The 20043-nt window shown below is 64.8% G+C and carries 19 protein-coding genes; 5 read left to right on the top strand and 14 right to left on the bottom strand.

The window, feature by feature from the left end:
* Window positions 1–12: 12 nt before the first annotated feature.
* The 4 genes from ACSFDB_RS03940 to ACSFDB_RS03925 form a co-directional block, all read right to left on the bottom strand.
* Window positions 13–3684 (bottom strand): chemotaxis protein CheA, encoded by a 3672-nt coding sequence (locus tag ACSFDB_RS03940; protein ID WP_440769725.1) that lies wholly within the window; start codon window positions 3682–3684, stop codon window positions 13–15.
* Complete coding sequence (gene cheB / locus ACSFDB_RS03935; RefSeq protein WP_440769724.1) at window positions 3677–4924, bottom strand: chemotaxis-specific protein-glutamate methyltransferase CheB; 1248 nt, start codon at window positions 4922–4924, stop codon at window positions 3677–3679. Before cheB ends, ACSFDB_RS03940 begins: the two co-directional genes overlap by 8 nt.
* Window positions 4921–5283, bottom strand: a complete 363-nt coding sequence (gene cheY / locus ACSFDB_RS03930; protein WP_090304838.1) for a chemotaxis protein CheY — start codon at window positions 5281–5283, stop codon at window positions 4921–4923. Before cheY ends, cheB begins: the two co-directional genes overlap by 4 nt.
* A gap of 140 nt (window positions 5284–5423) precedes the next feature.
* A complete protein-coding gene (locus ACSFDB_RS03925) occupies window positions 5424–6224 on the bottom strand; it encodes a chemotaxis protein CheW (protein WP_440769723.1) in 801 nt (266 codons plus the stop codon).
* Between the two features lie 147 nt (window positions 6225–6371).
* Between ACSFDB_RS03925 and ACSFDB_RS03920 the strand changes: the two genes are divergently transcribed.
* On the top strand, window positions 6372–6830 hold the full coding sequence (locus ACSFDB_RS03920; protein ID WP_440769722.1) for a chemotaxis protein CheW: 459 nt from the start codon (window positions 6372–6374) through the stop codon (window positions 6828–6830).
* Window positions 6831–6890: 60 nt separating this feature from the next.
* Here ACSFDB_RS03920 and ACSFDB_RS03915 read toward each other — a convergent pair whose 3' ends face one another.
* From ACSFDB_RS03915 to ACSFDB_RS03905, 3 genes are read right to left on the bottom strand one after another with little or no spacing between them, the layout of a single operon-like run.
* On the bottom strand, window positions 6891–7664 hold the full coding sequence (locus ACSFDB_RS03915) for a DUF5803 family protein (protein WP_440769721.1): 774 nt from the start codon (window positions 7662–7664) through the stop codon (window positions 6891–6893).
* 1 nt (window position 7665) lies between these two features.
* Window positions 7666–8361, bottom strand: coding sequence for a DUF2110 family protein (locus tag ACSFDB_RS03910; protein ID WP_440769720.1), 696 nt, complete (start codon window positions 8359–8361; stop codon window positions 7666–7668).
* Window positions 8361–8885 carry a transcription factor TFIIE subunit alpha gene (locus tag ACSFDB_RS03905; RefSeq protein WP_006089263.1) on the bottom strand — a complete coding sequence of 175 codons (525 nt, stop codon included), beginning with the start codon at window positions 8883–8885 and terminating at the stop codon, window positions 8361–8363. Before ACSFDB_RS03905 ends, ACSFDB_RS03910 begins: the two co-directional genes overlap by 1 nt.
* Before the next feature lie 130 nt (window positions 8886–9015).
* Here ACSFDB_RS03905 and ACSFDB_RS03900 point away from each other — a divergent pair, with 130 nt between their 5' ends.
* Window positions 9016–10008 carry an MBL fold metallo-hydrolase gene (locus tag ACSFDB_RS03900; protein ID WP_440769719.1) on the top strand — a complete coding sequence of 331 codons (993 nt, stop codon included), beginning with the start codon at window positions 9016–9018 and terminating at the stop codon, window positions 10006–10008.
* A gap of 39 nt (window positions 10009–10047) precedes the next feature.
* Here the strand turns inward: ACSFDB_RS03900 and ACSFDB_RS03895 are convergent, their stop codons facing one another.
* Window positions 10048–10281 carry a hypothetical protein gene (locus ACSFDB_RS03895; RefSeq protein ID WP_440769718.1) on the bottom strand — a complete coding sequence of 78 codons (234 nt, stop codon included), beginning with the start codon at window positions 10279–10281 and terminating at the stop codon, window positions 10048–10050.
* A 418-nt stretch (window positions 10282–10699) separates the two neighbouring features.
* Between ACSFDB_RS03895 and ACSFDB_RS03890 the strand changes: the two genes are divergently transcribed.
* Window positions 10700–11359 carry a hypothetical protein gene (locus ACSFDB_RS03890; RefSeq protein ID WP_440769717.1) on the top strand — a complete coding sequence of 220 codons (660 nt, stop codon included), beginning with the start codon at window positions 10700–10702 and terminating at the stop codon, window positions 11357–11359.
* On the opposite strand, the gene ACSFDB_RS03885 is transcribed toward ACSFDB_RS03890, so the two are convergent.
* Window positions 11360–11908, bottom strand: a complete 549-nt coding sequence (locus ACSFDB_RS03885) for a tRNA (cytidine(56)-2'-O)-methyltransferase (RefSeq protein WP_440769716.1) — start codon at window positions 11906–11908, stop codon at window positions 11360–11362. It abuts the gene before it with no gap.
* A 102-nt stretch (window positions 11909–12010) separates the two neighbouring features.
* On the opposite strand from ACSFDB_RS03885, the gene ACSFDB_RS03880 reads away from it, so the two are divergent.
* Together ACSFDB_RS03880 and ACSFDB_RS03875 are read left to right on the top strand one after the other, a co-directional pair.
* Window positions 12011–12487 carry a cupin domain-containing protein gene (locus ACSFDB_RS03880; RefSeq protein WP_440769715.1) on the top strand — a complete coding sequence of 159 codons (477 nt, stop codon included), beginning with the start codon at window positions 12011–12013 and terminating at the stop codon, window positions 12485–12487.
* Window positions 12488–12576: 89 nt separating this feature from the next.
* Window positions 12577–12792, top strand: a complete 216-nt coding sequence (locus tag ACSFDB_RS03875; protein ID WP_090304815.1) for a DUF8119 family protein — start codon at window positions 12577–12579, stop codon at window positions 12790–12792.
* A 95-nt stretch (window positions 12793–12887) separates the two neighbouring features.
* Here ACSFDB_RS03875 and ACSFDB_RS03870 read toward each other — a convergent pair whose 3' ends face one another.
* The 5 genes from ACSFDB_RS03870 to ACSFDB_RS03850 all read right to left on the bottom strand — a co-directional run bounded on the left by ACSFDB_RS03870 (window position 12888) and on the right by ACSFDB_RS03850 (window position 20029).
* Window positions 12888–13346: a universal stress protein gene (locus ACSFDB_RS03870; protein WP_440769714.1), complete on the bottom strand. Its 459-nt coding sequence runs from the start codon at window positions 13344–13346 to the stop codon at window positions 12888–12890.
* Between the two features lie 2 nt (window positions 13347–13348).
* The gene (locus tag ACSFDB_RS03865) at window positions 13349–15013 is read right to left on the bottom strand and encodes a solute symporter family protein (protein ID WP_440769713.1); all 1665 of its coding nucleotides are present in this window, start codon (window positions 15011–15013) and stop codon (window positions 13349–13351) included.
* On the bottom strand, window positions 15010–15417 hold the full coding sequence (locus tag ACSFDB_RS03860; protein ID WP_440769712.1) for a DUF4212 domain-containing protein: 408 nt from the start codon (window positions 15415–15417) through the stop codon (window positions 15010–15012). Before ACSFDB_RS03860 ends, ACSFDB_RS03865 begins: the two co-directional genes overlap by 4 nt.
* 71 nt (window positions 15418–15488) lie before the next feature.
* Entirely contained in the window at window positions 15489–17465 is a 1977-nt protein-coding gene (acs, locus tag ACSFDB_RS03855; protein WP_440769711.1) for an acetate--CoA ligase, read from the bottom strand.
* 263 nt (window positions 17466–17728) lie between these two features.
* Window positions 17729–20029: a bacterio-opsin activator domain-containing protein gene (locus ACSFDB_RS03850; RefSeq protein ID WP_440769710.1), complete on the bottom strand. Its 2301-nt coding sequence runs from the start codon at window positions 20027–20029 to the stop codon at window positions 17729–17731.
* Between the last annotated feature and the right edge of the window lie 14 nt (window positions 20030–20043).

Genomic DNA, 20043 nt, shown 5'->3' with positions numbered 1-20043 from the left:
ATTCGTTCATTATCATAGTGTCGTCACGTCAAGAATGTTGACTACTTCCCCCCGCCCCCGTACCGTCGCTCCGCTGAGCCCCGGAATGTCGCTCATGAAGCCCTCGAAGGGCTTAACGACGACTTCCTGTTGACCGTGGACGTGGTCACAGTGGAGGGCTACCGGCCGAACGTCGTTGCGAATACGGACGAGCATGCCGTCCCCGTTCGCACCGGCTCGAGGCGTCTCGAGGGTCTCGTCGAGGCGAACGACGGGATACTCGTCGGTACCGTCGGCCAGAACGGGTTCGCCGTCGACCGTCTCCAGTCGGTCTGCGGGTTCGATGTCCAGAACCGTTTTCGTCGGGACGCCGAACTCCTCGCCGCCGCACTCGACGAACAGGATGTCGTCGATCGCGACCGACACGGGAAGCGTCATCGTGACGGTCGTCCCCTCGCCGGCCTCGCTGTCGATCGCGACGGTTCCCTCGAGGTCCTCGATCGTTCGTTTGACGACGTCCATCCCGACGCCGCGGCCGCTGACGTCCGTCACCTCGTCGGCCGTCGAGAGACCGGGGTGGAAGATCAGTTCGTAGGCCGCTTGGTCCGGCAAGTCGGCGGCCTCGTCCTCGGTGAGAATCTCGGCCTCGACGGCCTCCGAGCGGAGGCGGTCGGGGTCGAGGCCGCTCCCGTCGTCTTCGACCGTGATCGTCACGCGGTCGCGCGAGCGATCGGCGTGTACCTCGACGGCGCCGTCACGAGGCTTCTCCGCGGCCTCGCGCTCTTCGGGCGGTTCGATGCCGTGATCGACGGCGTTTCGAACCAGGTGGATCAGCGGATCGCCGATCCGGTCGAGGATACTCCGGTCGAGTTCGACGTCCTCGCCGGAGATCTCGAACGCGACCTCCTTGTCCTGATCGCGCGCGATGTCGCGGACGACCCGCGGTAGACGGTTCGTCACCGTCTGGAGCGGGACGAGTCGAACGTCCATCACGGTCTCTTGCAGTTCCGTCGTCAGATCCTCCAGGTCGTCGAGTTCCGTCTCGAGCGCCCCGGTATCCTCGCTTTCGGTCACCGCGTGCCGGAGCCGAACGCGACTCGTGACCAGCCCTTCGACGAGCGTGAGCAGCGAGTCGATCTGTTCGACGTCGACGCGGACGGACTGGATCTCGTCGGTCTGCTGGTCGGCGTCGGGTCGCTCGTCCGTCTCCGGGATCGAGATGTCCGGCACCTCGAGCGTCGGTTCGTCGATCCGGCGGACGACGTCCTCGTCTGCATCGCCGCCAGTCTCGGCAGCAGCGTCGTCGAACGAGGCGGCCGTCGTCTCGCTCTCCGACGAACTCGACGTTGTCGCATCGAATCCGTCGTCGTCGATGCCGAACGTCTCGTCGTCCGGTGTCGCTGAGACGTCACCGAACGCGTCACCGTCGTCCGCATCGGCGAAGGCCGTGTCGTCCCCGAAGGCGTCGTCGGTAAACGAATCGTCGGCGAACAGGTCGCCGTCCAACTCGTCGTCGAAGGTATCGTCGGCGAACGGATCCACGTCCTCCACGTCCGTGTCATCGTCGTCGGCGAACGACTCCGCGTCGGAGCCGTCTTCGAACGACATCGTCGAGTCGAACTCGTCCTCGAGAGCCGTGCCGAACCCGTCTTCGAACTCGGTCTCGTCGTCCGATTCGGTTGTACTGTCCGCGTCGTCGAGTCCGTCCGCAGCGTCGGCGGTGATTGCGTCACCGTCGTCCGCTGCACCGACCGGTTCTTCGTCGTCCGTCTCGACCGAGTACGGGGAGTCGTCCGGTTCGACCGACTCGGAGACGCCGTCTTCGGCGTCCGCCGCCGATACGGGATTATCGTCATCGGCTGCATCGACTGCTTCCGACTCCGTCAGCGGTGAGTCTGGTTCGGTAGTTACGTCGGATTCGCTCTCGTCTCCCTCGTCGAACGCGGCGTCCGGTTCGGAACCGACAGCGGTCTCGGACTCGATGTCCGGTTCGGATTCGGTATCCGCCTCGAGTTCCTCGTCCGTGGATTCGGTATCCGGATCGGCTTCGGTATCCGACTCGGAGTCCGCACCGATGTCGGATTCAGCTTCGATCCCCGATTCAACGTCGGTATCCGCCTCGAGTTCCTCGTCCGTGGATTCGGTATCCGAATCGGAATCGATCTCGGGTTCAGCGGCGGCGTCCGCCTCGAGGTCGGTCGCCGGTTCGGTTTCGACTGGCGGCTCCGAATCCGTTGGCTCCGAATCCGCCGTCTCTACATCCGGTGTCGACCCGTCATCGACCGCGATATCGCTGTCGTCGGACTCGAGACTCGTTTCGCTCCCGAGGTCGGTTTCCGTCGCCTCGTCCGCTGGCGACGAATCGGCCTCGTCTTGCGCCGTTGTCGCGTCCGCCGTCACAGCTGTCGACTCGGACTCCTCGCCCGACTCGACCAGCATATCGTCGATGGCCGCCTCGGTCGGCTCCTCGTCGTCGAGGAACGAGCTGTCGTCGATGTCGACCTCGTCGCCGATGAGTTCGTCCATCCCAACCTCGTCGTCATCGTCGAACTCGTCGAACTCGAGCTCGTCGAGTTCGTCCTGCAGTTCGTCGAAGCCGACCATCTCGACCTCGCTTTTGAGTTCGTTGAAGACGGCGTTCGCGTCGTCGACGTCCCCTTCATCGTCCGCGGGTGTGGCCTCGTCGGGTTCGGAGCCTGTATCAGCGTCCGTCTCGGCGTCGGCGCCCGATTCGTCGGCCAGTTCGTCGTCCTCGAGGAGGTCGTCGAACGTCCCGGCGTCGCCCATATCGTCGAACGCGTCGAGTTCGTCGTCGCCGACGTCCTCGACCATCTCGTCTAAGTCGTCGAACTCGTCGAACTCGTCGAGAAGTTCGTCGACCTCGAGATCCTGCGCTTCTTCCGAAGAGATCGCGTCACCCGGCTGGGCCGCCGGTGTGTCGCCGCCCGACTCCGCGTTGCCCTCGCTAGCCGCGGCGGCGACGCGTTCGAACTGCTCGGTCACGTTGACGAGTTCGAACTCGTCGACCTCCTCGACCGGCTCGAGACCCGACGTAATCGCGGTCTCGCCGACGGCGCTGCCGAACACGGCGTCGAACTGTCCGCCGTAGGCGTCGGCTTCGATCTCCGCTCGCGGCGGCTCGGTGCCGATGAGATCGAACGCGTCGATCAGCGCGTCGACGACGAGTTCACCGTTGTTGACGTTCGGACGGTCCGCGATATCGAGTCGGACCAGATACGCGTTGTGTTCGTCGTCCGCGGGCGGCTCGAACCGCTCGAGGACGGACTCGATTTCGCCCGTCGTCGGGACGCCGATCCCGGTTGAATCGATGTCGTCGTCGAGGTGCTCGCGGAGCGCCTCGATCGTCGCCGTCGGATCGGTGTCGATCTCGCCGTCGGTCGAGACTTCGTCGACCATCGTCTCGAGTTCGTCGACGGCGTCGAAGATGACGTCCATCAGTTCGGGCGTCACCTCGAGTTCGTCCTGCCGGACGGCGTCGAGGAGGTCCTCGATCGCGTGTGCGAGATCGCTCGCCGACTCGAGTCCCATCGCGCCACAGTTGCCCTTGAGCGTGTGTGCGACGCGGAAGATGTTCTCCATCGCGTCGTCGTCGGTCGGATCACGCTCGAGCGTGAGCAACGCGTTGTTCAGCTCCGTAATTCGTTCTTCGCTCTCCTGAACGAAGTCGGTTAAATAGTCACTCATCGGTCTCACCGTCCGTGTCGAACGCGTCGACGATCGTCTCGACGAGTTCGGTCGCGGGTGCGATATCGTCGACGCAGCCCGTCTGAATAGCCTGACAGGGGATGCCAAAGACCGGACTCGTCGCTTCGTCCTGTGCGATGGTGTGCCCGCCGGCACGCTTGATAGATTCGATTCCCGCAGCTCCGTCACGGCCCATCCCGGTCAGCACGACGCCACAGAGCGGGTCGACGGCCGTCTCGGCCGCCGACTGCATCGTCACGTCGATCGCCGGCCGCACGCCGTGGATCCGCTCGCCGTCGTCGAGTCGAACGCGAAGGCGGCCGCCGACGTTGTTCGCGACCTCGAGGTGGGCGTCGCCGGGAGCGATCGCCGCCTCGCCGGCGCGAACCAGTTCGCCGTCGCTCGCTTCGCGAACGTCGTACTCGCTGAGGCGGTCGAGCCGCTCGGCGAACCGTTCGGTAAAGCCCTCGGGCATGTGCTGGACGACCAGCACCTTGGCACCGAGGTCGGCCGGGAGCCGTTCGAACAGCGCCTCGACGATCTTCGGGCCGCCGGTCGAGGCGCCGAGGACGACGGTCGGATCGTCCGCGTGATCGCCCTCGAGTTCGATCGGTCCCGGATCGTCGTCTGATTCGCTCTTGCTGCCGGCTCCGGATCCCGGGCTGAACGTTCGTTGGGCGTCGGGGCCAGCCGGTCGATTCGTCGTCGATCCGCCGCTGACTTCGAGGGAGCCTCGCGGGTCGGCTCCGGCTCCGGCGACTGCCCGTCCCGTGACCACGTCGCGGTTCGCCCGGGACGACCGCGTCGCGTACGCGGACGCTGAAGCGCGAGCGAGAGCGATCGAGGAGACATTCGCGTTCGCGAGTTCGTCGACTTTCGCGACGACTTCGCTGCTGAGGTCGGCGAGCGTTCGTCCGTCCGAGCCGTCGGGTTTATGAAGGAAATCGATCGCGCCGCGCTCGAGGGCGTCGAGCGTCGTCTCCGTTCCCTGCTCAGTATGAACGCTCAGCATCAAGATTAGCGTCGGGTTCGTCGCCATAATTCGCTCGAGGGCGTCGATGCCTCCCAGTTCGGGCATCTCGACGTCCATCGTGACGATATCCGGATCGTACGCGGCGGCCGTTTCGATCGCTTCCGACCCGTTCGTCGCGGTCTCGACGTCGTAGCCAGCCTCCGTGAGTGCGTTGTCGACGACTGTCCGCATGAACTGTGAGTCGTCGACAACGAGTACTCGCGTCATGCAGTCGCGACGTCTGTGAGAGCCTTTCTGACGCTGGGTTCTTCGAACGGTTTCGTCACGTAGCCGTCCGCACCAGCTTTCACGGCAAGTTTCATTTTCTCACGCTGCCCGACGCTCGTACACATGATGACTCGGGCGTCCGGATCGATCTTCTTGATCGCGGCGGTCGCCTTGATGCCGTTGCACTTGGGCATCACGATGTCCATCATCACGATATCGGGGTCGTGTTCTTTGTACAGTTTGACTGCTTCGGCGCCGTTGGACGCTTCTCCGAGAATGCGGTAATCCTGTTCCAAAATTTGGCGCAGTAGATTCCGCATAAAATGAGAATCGTCCACGATGAGCACCCCTGTCGACATTCAGTAGTACACCAAACGCTGATAGAAATACAACTACCATAAATGCTGTCTCTCGATTATCAGTCGTGATAAGTGTCGAATACGGGGCAAAGAGCCCGTTCAGACGACGACATCTGAAAACTCGGTTTCGACCCAGTCAGCTACGCTTGCTGTCCGGATGCCAACAGTAGATTCTCGACGTCGAGCAGCGGCGTGCCGTCGACGACGAGTTCCCTGGTCCGTTCGTCGTCGACCTCGGCGGGCCCCGGCTCGGCCGACTCGTCGGTCTCGAGTTCGAAGGGTTTCCCGACGACGGTTCCGGGACCGTCCGGTGACTCTCCTGCCGGTGGCGACGGTGCGGTGGCACCGCCAAAATCGGTCTTGCTGCCGGTTTCGGACGCAATAGATGTCTCCGGCTGACTCGAGGAGACGAGCCGATCGACGTCGGGGGTCGCCTCGCGTTCCTGTTCGATGAGGGCGACCACGAGCGGGTGGGCGAGTGCATCGCCGGAAAGTGGGGACTCCTCCAGCGACGCTTCGTCGTGGACGTCGCTCACGGGAACCGTTTCGACGCCCATCACGTCGTCGACGCGAATGGCTACCGACTGCTGGTCGGCCGGCCTGTCGAGCACCAATAGCCGTTCCCGTCCGACCTGCTCGTGGGTTGCGAGGCCCGGAAAGTGAACGTGCGGGTCGATCACGGCGGTGATCTCTCCCCGAAGGTCGACCATGCCCTCGATTGCGTCGGGGGATCGCGGGACTCGCGTTACCTGTTCGGAGACCTCGGCGAGCGTTTGAATCGCGTCGACCGGCAGCGCGAATCGGTTGTCGCCCAGCCCGAAGTAGACGAACTGTTCGAGTTCCTCTTCGTCCTCGTCCGGGCCGTCCGCGTTCCGACGATCGGGGTCGTCGGCATCGTCGATATCGATTCCGAGAAGTTTTTCGGAGAGATCCGGTACCATGTTCTTGCTCGTCCATCACATTCCAACACTAAAACGTTGACTCCCACGGCGCGTCACACTGCGCTGGCCGCAGTCACCACACGACTGATCGGTCCGGACCAGCGAACCCGAACTGTTTATTTTCCCGCTGCTAAATTTCGTAGCAGCATGGCATCGGCGACAACGCCCGACGATTCCGACGACCCCGTTACCGTCCTCACCTTCGATCTCGAGGACGACCGATACTGCGTCAGAGCTGACGCCGTCGCGTCCGTCTTCGGCGTGACCGACGACGAGCGGATCGCCACGGCGGACGATCCGTGGAACGCTGGCTCGGTCTCGGTCGGGGGCGAACGAGTGCGGGTCGTCGACCTTCCGCGGGCGTTTACGTCGTCGGTTCGAACGACGGCCCGTGTCGAGGAGCCGAAACTCCTCGTCTTCCGCGTCACCGACGCCGACGACGCCTACTACGGCTGGCTCGTCGACGACGTCGACGTCACGCGGACGATCCGGCCGAGCGATCTCGAGAAGACGCGAATGGGTCGACACATGCTCCACGTCAAGGGCCGACTCGAGATCGACGGCGAGGACGTTGTGTGGCTCGACGAACAGGCGATTCACAGCTAACGCTCCGTATCGGTGCTGTTCTCCGTCGGTACCGAAGAAGTGACGAGCGGGTCGCCGACCTCACTTCATGCCCGGCGGCGGCCCGTCGTTAGAATCGTCGTCGATATCGACGTCTAACCCCAGCTCCTCGCGCTGTTCCCGGAGTCGCTTGACCTTCCGGTAGTAGTAGGCGATCCCGATGCCGCCGACGGTGGTGACGACCGCCACCAGACCGATGAACAGCGGGATGTCGCGAGTGAGGTAGTACTGTAAGTTGAGCGTGCTATCCATCTCGTCCCAGGTGAGTCGTTCCCGGTCGTCGACGACTTCCCGTTCGTAGCCGCTGGGATTGACGTCGCCGAACAGGAAGGCGGTCGTTCGGTGCCCTTCGGGAATCGTCACCTCGTAGGAGCCCTCGACGTAGGCCGGCAGCGTGAACGACTTGCGGTCGGCGTCACCCGAGAACGCGAGCGTGCCGTTGCCGTCCGGAACCCGGACGTCGGTACTCGTCTGGCTCTGATCGACGTCTAGCTCCGAGCCCGTCACCTCAGTGCCGTTCGGATACCAGTAGCGGACGCTGTGGATGTCGAGCGCCCGGTCGCTGTAGATGTTGGATCGGTACAGCGAGAGCGACTCCCTGTCCTCCAGTTCGTAGACCGCGCGGAACTCGCCGCTGCTGATCAGGCTCCCGCTCTCGAGATCGATGGCGACGTCGGCGTCACTGTCTCGTAAGTCGTCGTACTCCTGTTCCCGATCGAGGTCCTCGTCGGAGATGCCGCCGAAGATCATCGAACAGCCGGCTAGGCCGACGAGCAAGCCGACCGCGAGCACCGCGAAAACGAGCCGTCGATTCATGTTATGGAACGACACAGCGGAGTTCCGCCGGGAGGTACTCGCCGACGCTCGCCAGCAGGCCAGGCGGGTCGGTGTCCTCGGGGCAGATTACACTCTGCTCGAGGAGTCCGAGTCGCTCGACCGTGACGTAGTCCTGGGCGTGGCCCGCGCGGTTGAGCGTCGCCCGAACCTCTGCGCGAGTCGCGCTGTTGACGTTGAGTCGGCCGTTGCCGCGAGTCCACTCGTAGAGGCGGTCCTGTTCTTCCTCGGCGAGTCGCGGCGGGTCGCCGCCGTCGTCGCCGTTACCGGTGCCGTAGACGAACGTCAGTGGCAGATGCTGGACTAAGCCGTATCGCTCACGAATCTGGATCGGGGAGCCCGGCCCGAGGCCGAGTTCGGCGGCCGGAATCCGGACGCCCTCGCCCTGTCCGGCGTCGAGCACGAAGCCGTCCTCGTCCCAGGACTCGAGCGTGCCGACGTAGGTTTCGCCGACCTCGAGGTCGGGAACGATCTCGCCGAACTCCTCGCGGAGGACGTTGCGCGCGACGGTGGCGTCCTCGCCTTCGATTGTTACGCTCGGGAAGTCGTCGTGGCGGATACCGATCTCGAACTCGACGTCGAGATCGCCGATCTCGTTGTTCACGAGCGAGCGCAGCGAGTCCAGCGCGCGGTCGCGAGCGTCGCCTTCGATATAGAGTTTGGTTGCGAGAACTACCATTAGGCGTCCGCGTCGATGTTGAGTTCGTCCTCGAGCGAGTCGAGGCGGTCGTCCATCGAGTTGACGAGGCGGTCGTTGTCCATCGATTCCAGCGGCGAGCCACACTCGGGGCACTCGAAGCCGAAGTCCATCGCTTCGCCGAACTCGAAGCGGATGGAACAGATCTCACAGAGGTAGAACTCGTGGTTGCGCTCGTACTCCCGACGGTCTTCTAAGGCGTCGTGAAGCCGATACATCTCCTCCTCGAGATTCTCCGGGATGTTGCCGTACTCGAACGTCCAGAGATAGGTGAGCCACCCCGAATCCTCGTCGCGCAGCCGCCGGTAGGTGGCCAGATCGTTTTCGTACAGGATAAACAGCGCCCGCCGCACGTCGTTCAACTCGAGATCCAGATCCTCCGCAAGCTCCTCGTCGGTCACTTCCCCGTCAGGCGGCGCGGCCGCGACGGGCATCCCCTTGGGACCGACCAGCTCGTGCAAGTACTTCTGGATGACTGGATCCTCGAGCAGGTCCTCAAAAGCCATTACCTACGTGTAACGGCATGGAGCCATTAAAGCTTGTCAACTGCTCCGCACACAGCGTCCGATTCGAGCCGACGTGTCGTCTTGCGATAGAGAGTAACATTCACCTTTCCGGACCGCCGTCTTCGAGTCAATGGATACCGACGCCGAAGGCGCCTGCCGAGGCGGTCGTCTCTTCTCGACGATCCATCGCCTCGAGTTCGACGTGCCGTGGCCCCCGAAACACGTCGCCGCGTACGTGATCGACGGTCCTGAACCGATCCTGATCGACGCCGGCACGCCGACCGATGCGGGCGAGGCGGAGCTCACGGCCGGCCTCGAGCAGTTCGACTACGCGATCGACGACATCGACCACGTGCTCGTCACGCACGCCCACAGCGACCACCTCGGACAGGCCGGCACGCTGCGGGACGCCGGCGCGACGATTCACGCGCCGCGGGCGGCCCTCGAGCGACTCGAGCGAAATCCCGAAACGGTCCGCGAGACGGTGCGTGAAACCGCGCGGTCAGTGGGGTATGGCGAGGAAAAGAGTGAGGCGATCGTCGACGAGGAACTCGAGTCGCTGCGACGCGACGTCGAACTGCTCGATCCGGCGACGACCGAACCGATCGACCCGAACGCCGCGTTTTCGATCGGTGGCCGCGAGTTCCGCTCGCTGTTGACGCCGGGCCACGAACTGAACCACCTGAGTTTCGAGACGGAACTCGAGGGGGCGACCGTCCTCTTCTCCGGCGATGCGCTGATCGAGAGCTTCCGCGCCGGGACGTTCCACGCCGGTATGACTCGAGAGACCTACGAGGGCGTCGATCGCTACTACGACGCGATGGATCGGCTCCTGGAGACGACGGCAACCCACGCCTTCCCCGGCCACGGGCCAACGTTCGAGGACCCCCACCGGGTCGTCGGACTCACGCGCGACCGACTCGATAGCTTGGTCGCAGAGACCGAACGAGCGCTCAACGCGGTCAAACCCGCGACGCCCCTGTCGGTCGCCGAGGAGCGCGCCGGCAGCGTTCGCTACATGGCGCCCGTGTTGGATACGATGGGGGCGCTCGGCGCGCTCGAGAATCGGGACGCCGTCACGTACGACCTCGAGGACGGCGTGCGATACTATCGAACGCAGTGAGCGAGAACTCTCGCCGTCCGATCTCGGACGACTGAACGCTTACTCCGTCGAGTCCGCATCCGACGCGTTACCCCTGTTCCGGAGCACGTTCCAGGTGACGGCGAGGAGCAGGGCGACGAACGCCATCGCGAACCCGTAGAAGACGCCCATGGCGATCGCCTCGAAGAGCGTGTGACCGGTCGCCAGCAGGACGATTCCGTTGAGGACGGCGAGCGCCGGGGCGAGCATGAACCACTCGATCGGGGTCCGGGGCAGCGGCGAATCTGAGTCCATACGCCTGCTGCGTTCGCAGACGGTGAAAAACTAGCCCTTCGTCGGTCGGGTCGAATCCCCTCGCCCCCCGAGTCGTGTGACGGCGTCCCGGTTGCCCCCTGACGCTTCGACGCCTCGTCCGCTCGCCGGGCGCTTCCCGCATCGCGTACAGTAACTCGAGTTCGATCGCCGCTCGACGACTCGAGGCCCGCTCGAGTAGCGATTCTCGCGTGCAGCCGCGAGTCCTCGATACTGTTGCCTGCGATATTATCTACGGTGATACAAATGCACCGACAGTTCGCAGATCGGTTTCGCGACGAGGCCGACGGCGAACCGCGCGGACGAGTGCTCCTCGGGGACTACTCGCGACGGCCTCGTCGCTCCCGATCGTCTCACTCGAAACACTAGTGCTATGTACCGGTGTGTCGTTTATATTGACATGACGGAGTCGTTCGCGCAGTCACTTCGATCGGAACTCAGCTTCGAGAATCCGATCGCGTTCGCGGTCGTCCTCGCATTACTGTTCGTCGTAACGGACGCGACGTTGACGACGATCGCCGCGATTCCGATCACGCTGGTCGGTCTAGCTGTCCTCCGGGCCGGACTGACGTCGGCGGGTGCCCCGCGGTACGCCTCCGGAATCGTCGTCGGGGCCATCGTCGCCGCCGTCTGTGGCGCCGCGGCCGTCCTCGAGGGATCGGTCGCGCTCGGACTCCTCGCGCTCGCCGGCGGCTGGCTCTGTCTCGACTCCCTCTACGACCGTCGACACGGCATCGAACGCCCGCGACGGACCGACGATCCGATAGCCGACTACACGATGCGCGAGGGGATGCAGTACGTGACCGACGCGCGAGTGGTCGTCGAGGAACTCCGCGAGTCACCGGTCGCCCTGACACCCGCACAGGTCGCCGACCGGACGTCATTCTCGGACGCGGAGGTCGAGTCGATGCTTACAGACCTCGAGGACGAGAGCGTAATCGAGCGCGTCGGCGCCGACCGTTACACCGTCGACGAGCGGAAAATGGGGCTCAACGGGCTCGTTCGAGACACTCTCTACCGATTCTGTCGGCCGTTTTCGGTGCTTGTTCCGCGCCGGTAGCTACTCCTCGTCCGTCGACTCGACGCGCTTGCCGGTCTCCATCGGAATGACTTCTCGGTCGGCGTTCTCCCACTCGCGCTCGAGTTCGCGGCCCTCGAACAACCGGTCGAGAAAGACGGCCAGGCCGGCGACCTCGGAGTGGGGCTGGTTGGTGACGCCGACGTTCCAGTCGGCTTCCTCGTAGACGTCGAACGGGACCTTCTCGGCCCCGACGACGACGAGAATTGGGTTACCGTCCTCTCGGTGGGCCGCTCGAATGTCGCACTCGACGTCCTGTACCTGCTCGCCGTACATCGTGAGGTGGACGACCCGTCCCTCCCAGTTGCGGATGATTCCCTGCGGCGAGTCGGTGCAGTCGACTTCGAAGGGGCCGCCGAACCGGTCGGTGATGTCCGCGACGGTGTCTCTCGACTGGCCGGCGTTGTCGGGCACCCAGACGCGGTCGGCACCCAGCGCTCGCGCGGTCAGGCCGACGTGGGTCGTCATCCGCTCGTCTCGGCCGGGGCGATGGCCGAGTCGAAGGACGGCGACGTCGGGTTCGTCGTGCATGCTCGAGTGGACTCCCGGACGGGGTTAGGGGGTTTCGCTTTCGGGCCGTTCGCGCCGGTGCCGGCGAACTCTTATATATCTGAACTCTTGTCGTATTCCAGTATGGAAAAGGTAAACGAGGCGGCCGTCGACTGGCGGGAGTACGATCACGGGGAAACGGCATTTCGGCGCAAGGAACTCTCGAGCGCCGTCGACGCCGATGATCTCGGCTGTAGCCTGTACGAACTCCCGCCGGGGATGCGCTCGTGGCCCTACCACTACCACACGGCGAACGAGGAGGCGCTGTACGTCCTTTCGGGGTCGGGGCTCCTTCGAACCGTGGACGGCGAGGTGCCGCTGACGGCCGGCGACTTCGTCACCCTTCCGGCGGACGAAAGCGGCGGTCATCGAATCGTCAATGACGGCGAGGAGTCGCTCCGATACCTGATGCTCTCGACGATGAACGAACCTGACGTCACCGTCTACCCCGAGATGGAGAAGTTCGGCGTCTTCGTCGGCTCGCCGCCGGGTGGCCGCGACGAACGGACGTTCGACGGCTACTATCGAATCGGCGACGACGTAGACTACTGGGAAGAGTAACCGGCACTCCGGTCGTCGATAAGCTTTTTCGATCCCCTGCGAAAGGATCACGCAATGACCGACCTCGCACACCGGTGGGTGACCGGGCGATGACGAGCGTTCGCGAGTGGATCCGGGAGGCCCGGGAGGACCGCTGGGGACTGCTGGTCGATCTGGTGTTCGCGATCGTCTGGGTGACGGTCGTCGATCTCATCTTTCGCGTCCTCGAGGGCCCCGACTGGGCGTACTACCTGTTCATGCTTGCGGGGATCGCCGCCTACTTCCTCTTTTTTATGAGCCTCGAGTTGGCGACGTCGGAGCGCTGATCGCGGCGGACTCACCGCTCGCGTCTCGAACTGAGCGCATCGCAAAAAAAGCGAGTCGAGCGGTCACAGGAGGTAACTCGACTCGAGTCGCGGCGTCAGTCCTTTCGGATGTCGACCACGAGGACCGGAATGTCCGTCGTCCGCAGCGTTCGCTCGGCGACGCTGCCGAGCAGGACGCGTTTGACGCCGCCGCGGCCGGCCGACCCCATGACGATGAGGTCGACGTCGTGGTTGTCGGCGTAGTCCGCTATGCGGGCGTGTGGCTGGCCGGCGACGACGGATTCGGTCACCTCGAGGCCGCGTTCGCGCGCCTGGCTGGCGACGCTCCCGGTCGCTTTGTTGGCTCGCTCTTGTACTTCGGGCATCTCGTCGTACCTGCCCTGTCGGATGCGGTCGACCTGTTCGGTGCCGAGGCTGATGTCCATCGCGCTGGTGTCGACGACGTACAGCGCGTGGACGGCGGCGTCGTACTTCTCGGCCAGATCGATCGCGTGGTGGACTGCGTTCGTTGCTACGTCGCTACCGTCAGTGGGAACGAGTATCGTATCGTACATTGTTAGTCGTCTGCTGGGGTGCCGCCGTTAGCGGCGGCGTCTTCGGCCGATTCCATCTGGCTCATCGGTTCTGGGCTGTGACACTGTCGAACGAGGCGTTTGATGTCTTCTGGGGGCTCGTCCGTGAGCACCGAGACGACGATGATGGTCGCGAAGACGACCGGCACGCCGATCAGCGCCGACGAGGTGCCCGGAAGATAGGTCGCGACCCCGGGAAGGACCGCCTCTTCGACGCCGGTGTACATCGGAATCGCGGTGTCGTTCAGGATCGCGCCGAACGAGATCAGGATGCCGACGATCATCCCCGAGAGGGCGCCCTCTCGAGTCGTGTTCTCCCACCAGAGTCCGAGGAAGAACACGGGGAAGAAGACGGTGCCGGCGATCGCGAACGACATCGCGACGAGTTCGCCGATCAGCGCCGGCGGATTCAGCCCGATGAGCGCGACGAGGATACCGATCCCGACGATCGTCGCGCGGCCGACGATCATCTGCTCGCGCTGGGTCGCGTCTTCCTTGTACAGGTTGGTGTAGATGTCGTGGGCCGCCGCCGAGGAGGCGGTGATGAACAGCCCGGCCGTCGTCGCGAGCGCGGCGGCGACCGCACCGGCCGCGACAAGTCCGACGAGCCACGTTGGCAGGTCGGCGAGTTGGGCGGTCAACACGACCAGCGCGTCGGCCTCGGAGCCGGCCATGTCGGTGAAGCCCTCGCCGCCGCTGACCTCACTGTCGTAGAGGAGTCCGCCGAACGCGGCGTAGGTGGCCGTTCCCCAGTACAGCAGGCAGATGAAGAACAGGCCCCAGACGGTCGACCAGCGAGCGGTACGCTCGTTGTCGACCGTGTAGAACCGCACGAGGACGTGCGGGAGCCCGCAAGTCCCCACGATCAGACTGAACGCCAGGGCGATCCAGGCGTAGTAGCTCGCGTTCGCGAACGGCTCGACGAACTGGGCCTCGATGCTCGCCGCTTCGGCGACCTGCGGCCCGGCCTCTAAGTACGGCAGCGCGGTGGACCAACCCTGTGTCCAGCCGGTGGCGTACAGACCGAGAGTGAACGCGATGATGAGGATGACGTACTGGATGGCCATGTTCTTCGTCGTCCCCAGCATGCCCGAGAGGGCGACGTAGCCGATGGTGACGGCCATCAGCAGGATGACGCCGGCCTCGTAGGAGATGCCGAAGATGTACTGAGCCATCAGTCCCATCCCGCTTGCCTGTCCGATCGCGTAGGTGAACGCAATCGCGAGCGTGGTGAACGCGGCGATCCCGCGCGCCCAGTCGGAGTAGAACCGGTCACCGACGAAGTCGGGGGCCGTGTACTTCCCGAACCGGCGGAACTGGGCGGCCAGGAAGATGAGCAGGATGAAGTATCCCGTCGTCCAGCCGACGACGTACGCCAGCCCGAAGTAGCCCGCCGTCGCGACGAGCGCCGCCACGCCGAGGTACGACGCGGCGCTCATCCAGTTGGCGCCGATCGCCATCCCGTTCTCGATCGAGCCGATGGATCGTCCCGCGACCCACAGCTCGTCGACCGCGGCGACGCGGAAGAAGTAGCCGACGCCGAGGAACAGCGCCAGCATCGCGGCAACCGTCAGCGCCGGCACCAGTTTGAACTCGCCTACGTCGAGGGCGGTTTCCTGCAGGATCACCGGATCGACGGCCTCGATCATTCGGACTCACCTCCGTCCGCGGCGACGGCGCTGCCGGACTCGGTTTCCTCGTCGTGAGAGATATCGTACTTGCTGTCGAGGCGGTCGCGCTGCATGGCGTAGGCGACCGAGAGCAGCAAGGCCGCAAGCGGCGTGAAGATCGCCGTCATGACGAAGTGGAGCGGGAACCCGTTCAGGACGGTCGTCTCGGTCATGAGCTCCGGCGCGAACAGCGTCGCCGTCGTCGGCCCGAAGACGACGATGATCCACGCGATGAACGAGAGCCAGATCACCCGCAGGTGATCCCGCATGAACGGCGTCGCCGGCTTGAATATGTTTATCTCCTTATCGAGGTACGCTTCCGTCGTGACACCGCCGTCCGTTTCGGCGGTCGGCTCCGAACCTTGAGAGCTATTGTCTGACATGTAGTGTTGTCCGTGTGTGTTGCTGTCTGTATTTTCGTGACTGTGATTTCGTGTGAAAGAAGCCGGTCGACTTAGTCGAGGTCGACCTGTTCTGCGATCTCGTCGACGACCTCCGGATTCCGCAGCGTGGAGGTGTTACCCAACTCGTCGCCGCTCGCGATGTTCTCCAGCAAGCGCCGCATGATTTTGCCCGAGCGCGTCTTCGGCAGTTCCGGCGTGAAGATGACCTCTTCCGGTTTCGCGATCGGGCCGATCGAATCGAGGACGCCCTGGACGACGCGCTCCTCGAGTTCGTCGCCGGTTTCGTAGCCGTCTTCGGGGATGGCGTAGACGTAGACGGCTTCGCCTTTGACCTCGTGGTCGCCGCCGACGACGGCGGCTTCGGCGATGCCTTCGACGCCGACGACGGCCGACTCGATCTCCATCGTCCCGAGTCGGTGTCCGGAGACGTTGATCACGTCGTCGACCCGGCCGAGGACGGTGATGAAGCCGTCTTCGTCGATCTTCGCCCCGTCCTCGGGGAAGTAGACCCACTCGTCGGCCTCCTCGTCGGAGTACTCGGCCCAGTACTCGCTGATGAACCGCTCGTCGTTGTTGTACAACGTCCGAAGCATCCCGGGCCACGGGTTGTTGATCGTGACGTAGCCGGCCTCGCCGGCCGATATTTCGTTCCCTTCCGCATCGACGATTCGGGCGTCGATTCCCGGTAGCGGCGGCCCGGCGGAGCCGGGTTTCATCTTGCTGATTCCCGGGAGCGTCGTGATCATCATGCCGCCGGTTTCGGTCTGCCACCACGTGTCGACGATGGGGCAGTTCTCGCCGCCGATGTGCTTGTAGTACCACTTCCACGCCCGCGGGTTGATCGGCTCACCCACGGTGCCGAGCAAGCGGAGCGACGACAGGTCGTGTTCGGCGGGGTACTGCTCGCCCCACTTCATAAAGGCCCGAATCGCCGTCGGCGCGGTGTAGAAGATGTCGACCTCGTTCTTCTCGACGAGTTCCCACATTCGGTCCTTCTCGGGGTAGTCCGGCGTCCCCTCGTACATCATCGTCGTGGTCCCGAGCGCGAGCGGGCCGTAGACGATGTAGGAGTGGCCCGTGATCCAGCCGATGTCGGCCGCACACCAGTAGGTGTCGTCGGGCTTGACGTCGAGGACGGCGTGGCTCGTCCACGCGCTGTAGGCCAGATAGCCGCCCGTGGTGTGTTTGACGCCCTTCGGCTTGCCGGTCGTCCCCGAGGTGTACATCAGGAACAGCATGTCCTCGGCGTCCCTCGAGACCGGATCGACGCTCGCGCCCGCCTGTTCGGCGACGAGGTCGTCGTAGTCGTGCTGGTTCTCCGCGAGGTCGTGTTCTAAGTCGTCGCCCAGTCGGTCGACGACCACGACGTCGGAGACCTCGTGCTCGACGCCTTCGAGCCCCTCGTTGGCCTTGGAGATGTGATCGAGCGCGTCGCCGCGACGGTAGTAGCCGTCGCAGGTGACGAGATACTCGCTCTCGCCGGCGTTCATCCGCGTCGCGAGCGCGTCCGCGGAGAACCCAGCGAAGACGACCGCGTGTGGGGCGCCGATTCGGGCACACGCGAGCATCGCGATCGGGAGCTCCGGGATCATCGGCAGGTAGAGGGTGACGACGTCGTCCTCCTCGACGCCGAGCTCGCGAAGCGTCGCGGCGAACTCCTCGACCTCCTCAAGCAGTTCGCTGTAGGTGTAGCTGCGCGTCTCGCCGAGTTCACCCTCCCACTCGATCGCGACGTCGTCGGCGCGGTCGCCTTCGACGTGGCGGTCGATACAGTTGTACGAGGCGTTCAGCGTCCCGTTCGTGAACCACTCGTAGAACGGCGCGTTATCGTCGTCGAGGACGGTGTCGTACTCCTCTTCCCACGACAACAGATCGGCGGCCCGCTCCCAGCAGTCGGGCCAGTTCTCCTCGAACTCATCGTAGATTCCCGGGTCCGTGACGTTCGCCTGTTCGACGAACGACTCGGGGGGCTCGAACGTCTCCTGTTCCTCGAGACGGGCCTCGAGGTTGGCATCCTCCTGTGACATGATACACCAACTCAATACACAACCGGTATAGTAAAGTCGGCATCTAGTTGTGCAAAATCGGGCCGAATACCTAGGGGATATTGACTGTATTAGGATACTATAGTCGGTTATATGGGGGAGGGTTACCCCGCTGAGCGCCCGCGCGACGCGGCAGCGCGGACCGTCCGCGAAACAATCAGGTGAACGACATAGGTGGCTACGTAGACACAAGGCCGCCGCTCTAGAGGTGTAGTGTCGATTCGGCGGCAGTCGACGCCGGCCCGTTATGTGGACTCTGCCGATCCGTTATCTTCGTCCGGGTCGTCCAAGAACGTTCGCAGGAGTTCGTGTTGGCCCTTTCGCAGGTGGTTGTGGAGCGTCGGCGAGGAGATTCCCATCGCGTCGGCGATCTCCTCGGCCGTACTCTCCCGCGGCCAGTCGTAGTAGCCGCCGGAGTACGCCGCCCGAAGCGACGCCGCCTGCCGATCGGTCAGTCGATCCTCGAGCCCCTCGCGGAACTCGCGGGCGGTCTGGACCGTCCGTTCGACCTCGCGTTTGCCGACCAGTTCGGAGTCGGGGAACGCGGCCCGAAGCCCGGTGACGATGGTCCGGACGTCCGCGTCGGCCGCACACTCGGCGGTCAGCGTCGTCACGCCACCTTCGGTGACGGCCTCGAGAACGGTGACGCCGTACTCTGTGAGCGTCAGCGCTGGGGACGAGCCACAGACGACGAACTCGACGCGCCAGCCGTCCTCGTCGGTTTCGACCAGCCGACAGTCGGCGACGCCGGGATCGTCCGCGGCGAGTTCGAAGACGTCGGCCGGCGACGCACCCTCGAGACGCAGGTAGTACAGCTGCGTCGACTCCGAGACCGGGACGAGCGAGTCGAGTTCGAACCGACAGCCGAACCGCCGCGAGGCGTTGACGAAGATCGAGTCGGCGTCGCGACAGTCGAACTCGAGTTCGACGACGTTGTCCGACAGCAGGAGGTTCCGCCGTCGGATCGCGGCGATCGCGTAGCCGACCTGCCGGCCGATGGTCTCGAGCCACCGTCGCTCGTCCGGATCGAACGCCCCCGCACGCTCGGTCGCGACGGAGAGGGTGCCGTACACCGTGTCGCCGTAGGTTAGCGGAACGCGTGCGACGGCGCCCGTCCCGTCGTTCGATTCGCCGCCCTCGTCCCGGTCCGTCATAAGGGGGACGTCGGTCGCGACTGAGACCGTCGTCTCGCGTTCGTTACCCGTCCGTTCGGCCTCCGCTCCCGGCCCGTCGGGATCGGTCGCCGTCCACTCGCCGTCCGCGAGATCGGTCGTCGACACCGTCTCCTCGCGCCACTGCTCCGGAACCAGGTGGGTGACGGCGTCGGGGTCGATCCCGCTCGAGACCCGCCACTCCCGCCGCTGGTTCGAGTGCGTCGCCCGGTCGATCCAGGCGCACTCGTAGGCTCGGCCGTCCGCCAGCGCGGCGCAGGTATCGGTCTCGATCTCCTCGTGGTCGGTCGATTCGAACAGCGATCGAGTGACCGCGCGGTGGGCCGTCGCGACCGCGTATCGATCCTCGAGTTCGTCCCGGCGCGCTCGGACCGACTCGACCTCTTCGTGGACGGCCGAGGCGTCGCGGACGAAGACGGCGAACCCGCGGTGGCGGCCCTGCTCGTCTCGCAGCGGCGAGACGACTTCGGTCGCCCGGAACCGCGTGCCGTCCTCGTGAATGCGCCAGCCGTCGGTCTCGGTTCCGGAGTCCTCGAGGGCCGCCGCGAGCGTCCGCTCGGGAACGCCGTCGTCGACGGCGTCGTCGGTGTAGAACGTCGAAATATGCGTGCCGACGATCTCGCCGGCCCGGTAGCCGAACATGGCGGCCGCACTTCGGTTCCAGCGTTCGACGTAGCCGTCGGCGTCGAGTCGCAACAGAGCGTACCGGTCGCTCGCGGCGAGCAGTAGGCGGATGACGCTGTCGTCGCTCACCATCGGCCCAGTTCCGGCTCCCGATCCGCCGCGACCGGGGCCAGACGGCCGTTCCGCGGCGTCGAAGGCGTCGACGATCTCCGCGTCGGTCGGCTCGGGGAGGTAGGGCTCGAGGGCCTCGAAGCTCCGCCAGCCGCCGACGGTCTTGACGACGCGCGGGTTGACTGCGTGATCGACGAGCGCGGTTCGAGCGAAGTACTGCCGGAGATCGCTCGTCGAGGCGTCGGCGAGCGTCGGCTGGTCGAGGAACTCGGCGGCCCGATCGGCGACCTCCGATACCAGCATCTGGAGTCGGCGCGCCGTGACGGGAAAGATCCGGTCGTCGGTCGACAGCCCGTTGCTTCTGGCGTACCGGCGCAGTTCTCGCTCGACGTGGGTTGGCAGGTAGGCGGTTCGTCCCGAGCCGTCGTCGACGGCCGGCACCCGAACGAGGTACCTCGGTGGATCGATGCGGACCTGTTCGACGTCGTCGACGGTGAGTTCGGTGAGCTCCGTCGGTCGAAGCCCGACGTCGCCACAGAGGCGGACGACGAGCGCCTCGCGGTAGGTTTCGGCGGCGTCGAGGAGCGACTCGTACTGACTCCGTGAGAGCGTCGCCGAGTCCGGCTCCTCGAGACTCATTGTTCGCTCGTTCA

This window comes from Natronorubrum amylolyticum (assembly GCF_052040145.1).
GTDB lineage: Archaea > Halobacteriota > Halobacteria > Halobacteriales > Natrialbaceae > Natronorubrum.
The sequence above is the reverse complement of the archived record's forward strand: the minus strand, read 5'-3'. Positions and strand labels throughout refer to the sequence as shown.

Coding starts and splice junctions, on each gene's coding strand:
- ACSFDB_RS03940 (WP_440769725.1), bottom strand. CDS start 3,684: ATGAGTGACTATTTAACCGACTTCGTTCAGGAGAGCGAAGAACGAATT.
- cheB (WP_440769724.1), bottom strand. CDS start 4,924: ATGACGCGAGTACTCGTTGTCGACGACTCACAGTTCATGCGGACAGTC.
- cheY (WP_090304838.1), bottom strand. CDS start 5,283: ATGTCGACAGGGGTGCTCATCGTGGACGATTCTCATTTTATGCGGAAT.
- ACSFDB_RS03925 (WP_440769723.1), bottom strand. CDS start 6,224: ATGGTACCGGATCTCTCCGAAAAACTTCTCGGAATCGATATCGACGAT.
- ACSFDB_RS03920 (WP_440769722.1), top strand. CDS start 6,372: ATGGCATCGGCGACAACGCCCGACGATTCCGACGACCCCGTTACCGTC.
- ACSFDB_RS03915 (WP_440769721.1), bottom strand. CDS start 7,664: ATGAATCGACGGCTCGTTTTCGCGGTGCTCGCGGTCGGCTTGCTCGTC.
- ACSFDB_RS03910 (WP_440769720.1), bottom strand. CDS start 8,361: ATGGTAGTTCTCGCAACCAAACTCTATATCGAAGGCGACGCTCGCGAC.
- ACSFDB_RS03905 (WP_006089263.1), bottom strand. CDS start 8,885: ATGGCTTTTGAGGACCTGCTCGAGGATCCAGTCATCCAGAAGTACTTG.
- ACSFDB_RS03900 (WP_440769719.1), top strand. CDS start 9,016: ATGGATACCGACGCCGAAGGCGCCTGCCGAGGCGGTCGTCTCTTCTCG.
- ACSFDB_RS03895 (WP_440769718.1), bottom strand. CDS start 10,281: ATGGACTCAGATTCGCCGCTGCCCCGGACCCCGATCGAGTGGTTCATG.
- ACSFDB_RS03890 (WP_440769717.1), top strand. CDS start 10,700: ATGACGGAGTCGTTCGCGCAGTCACTTCGATCGGAACTCAGCTTCGAG.
- ACSFDB_RS03885 (WP_440769716.1), bottom strand. CDS start 11,908: ATGCACGACGAACCCGACGTCGCCGTCCTTCGACTCGGCCATCGCCCC.
- ACSFDB_RS03880 (WP_440769715.1), top strand. CDS start 12,011: ATGGAAAAGGTAAACGAGGCGGCCGTCGACTGGCGGGAGTACGATCAC.
- ACSFDB_RS03875 (WP_090304815.1), top strand. CDS start 12,577: ATGACGAGCGTTCGCGAGTGGATCCGGGAGGCCCGGGAGGACCGCTGG.
- ACSFDB_RS03870 (WP_440769714.1), bottom strand. CDS start 13,346: ATGTACGATACGATACTCGTTCCCACTGACGGTAGCGACGTAGCAACG.
- ACSFDB_RS03865 (WP_440769713.1), bottom strand. CDS start 15,013: ATGATCGAGGCCGTCGATCCGGTGATCCTGCAGGAAACCGCCCTCGAC.
- ACSFDB_RS03860 (WP_440769712.1), bottom strand. CDS start 15,417: ATGTCAGACAATAGCTCTCAAGGTTCGGAGCCGACCGCCGAAACGGAC.
- acs (WP_440769711.1), bottom strand. CDS start 17,465: ATGTCACAGGAGGATGCCAACCTCGAGGCCCGTCTCGAGGAACAGGAG.
- ACSFDB_RS03850 (WP_440769710.1), bottom strand. CDS start 20,029: ATGAGTCTCGAGGAGCCGGACTCGGCGACGCTCTCACGGAGTCAGTAC.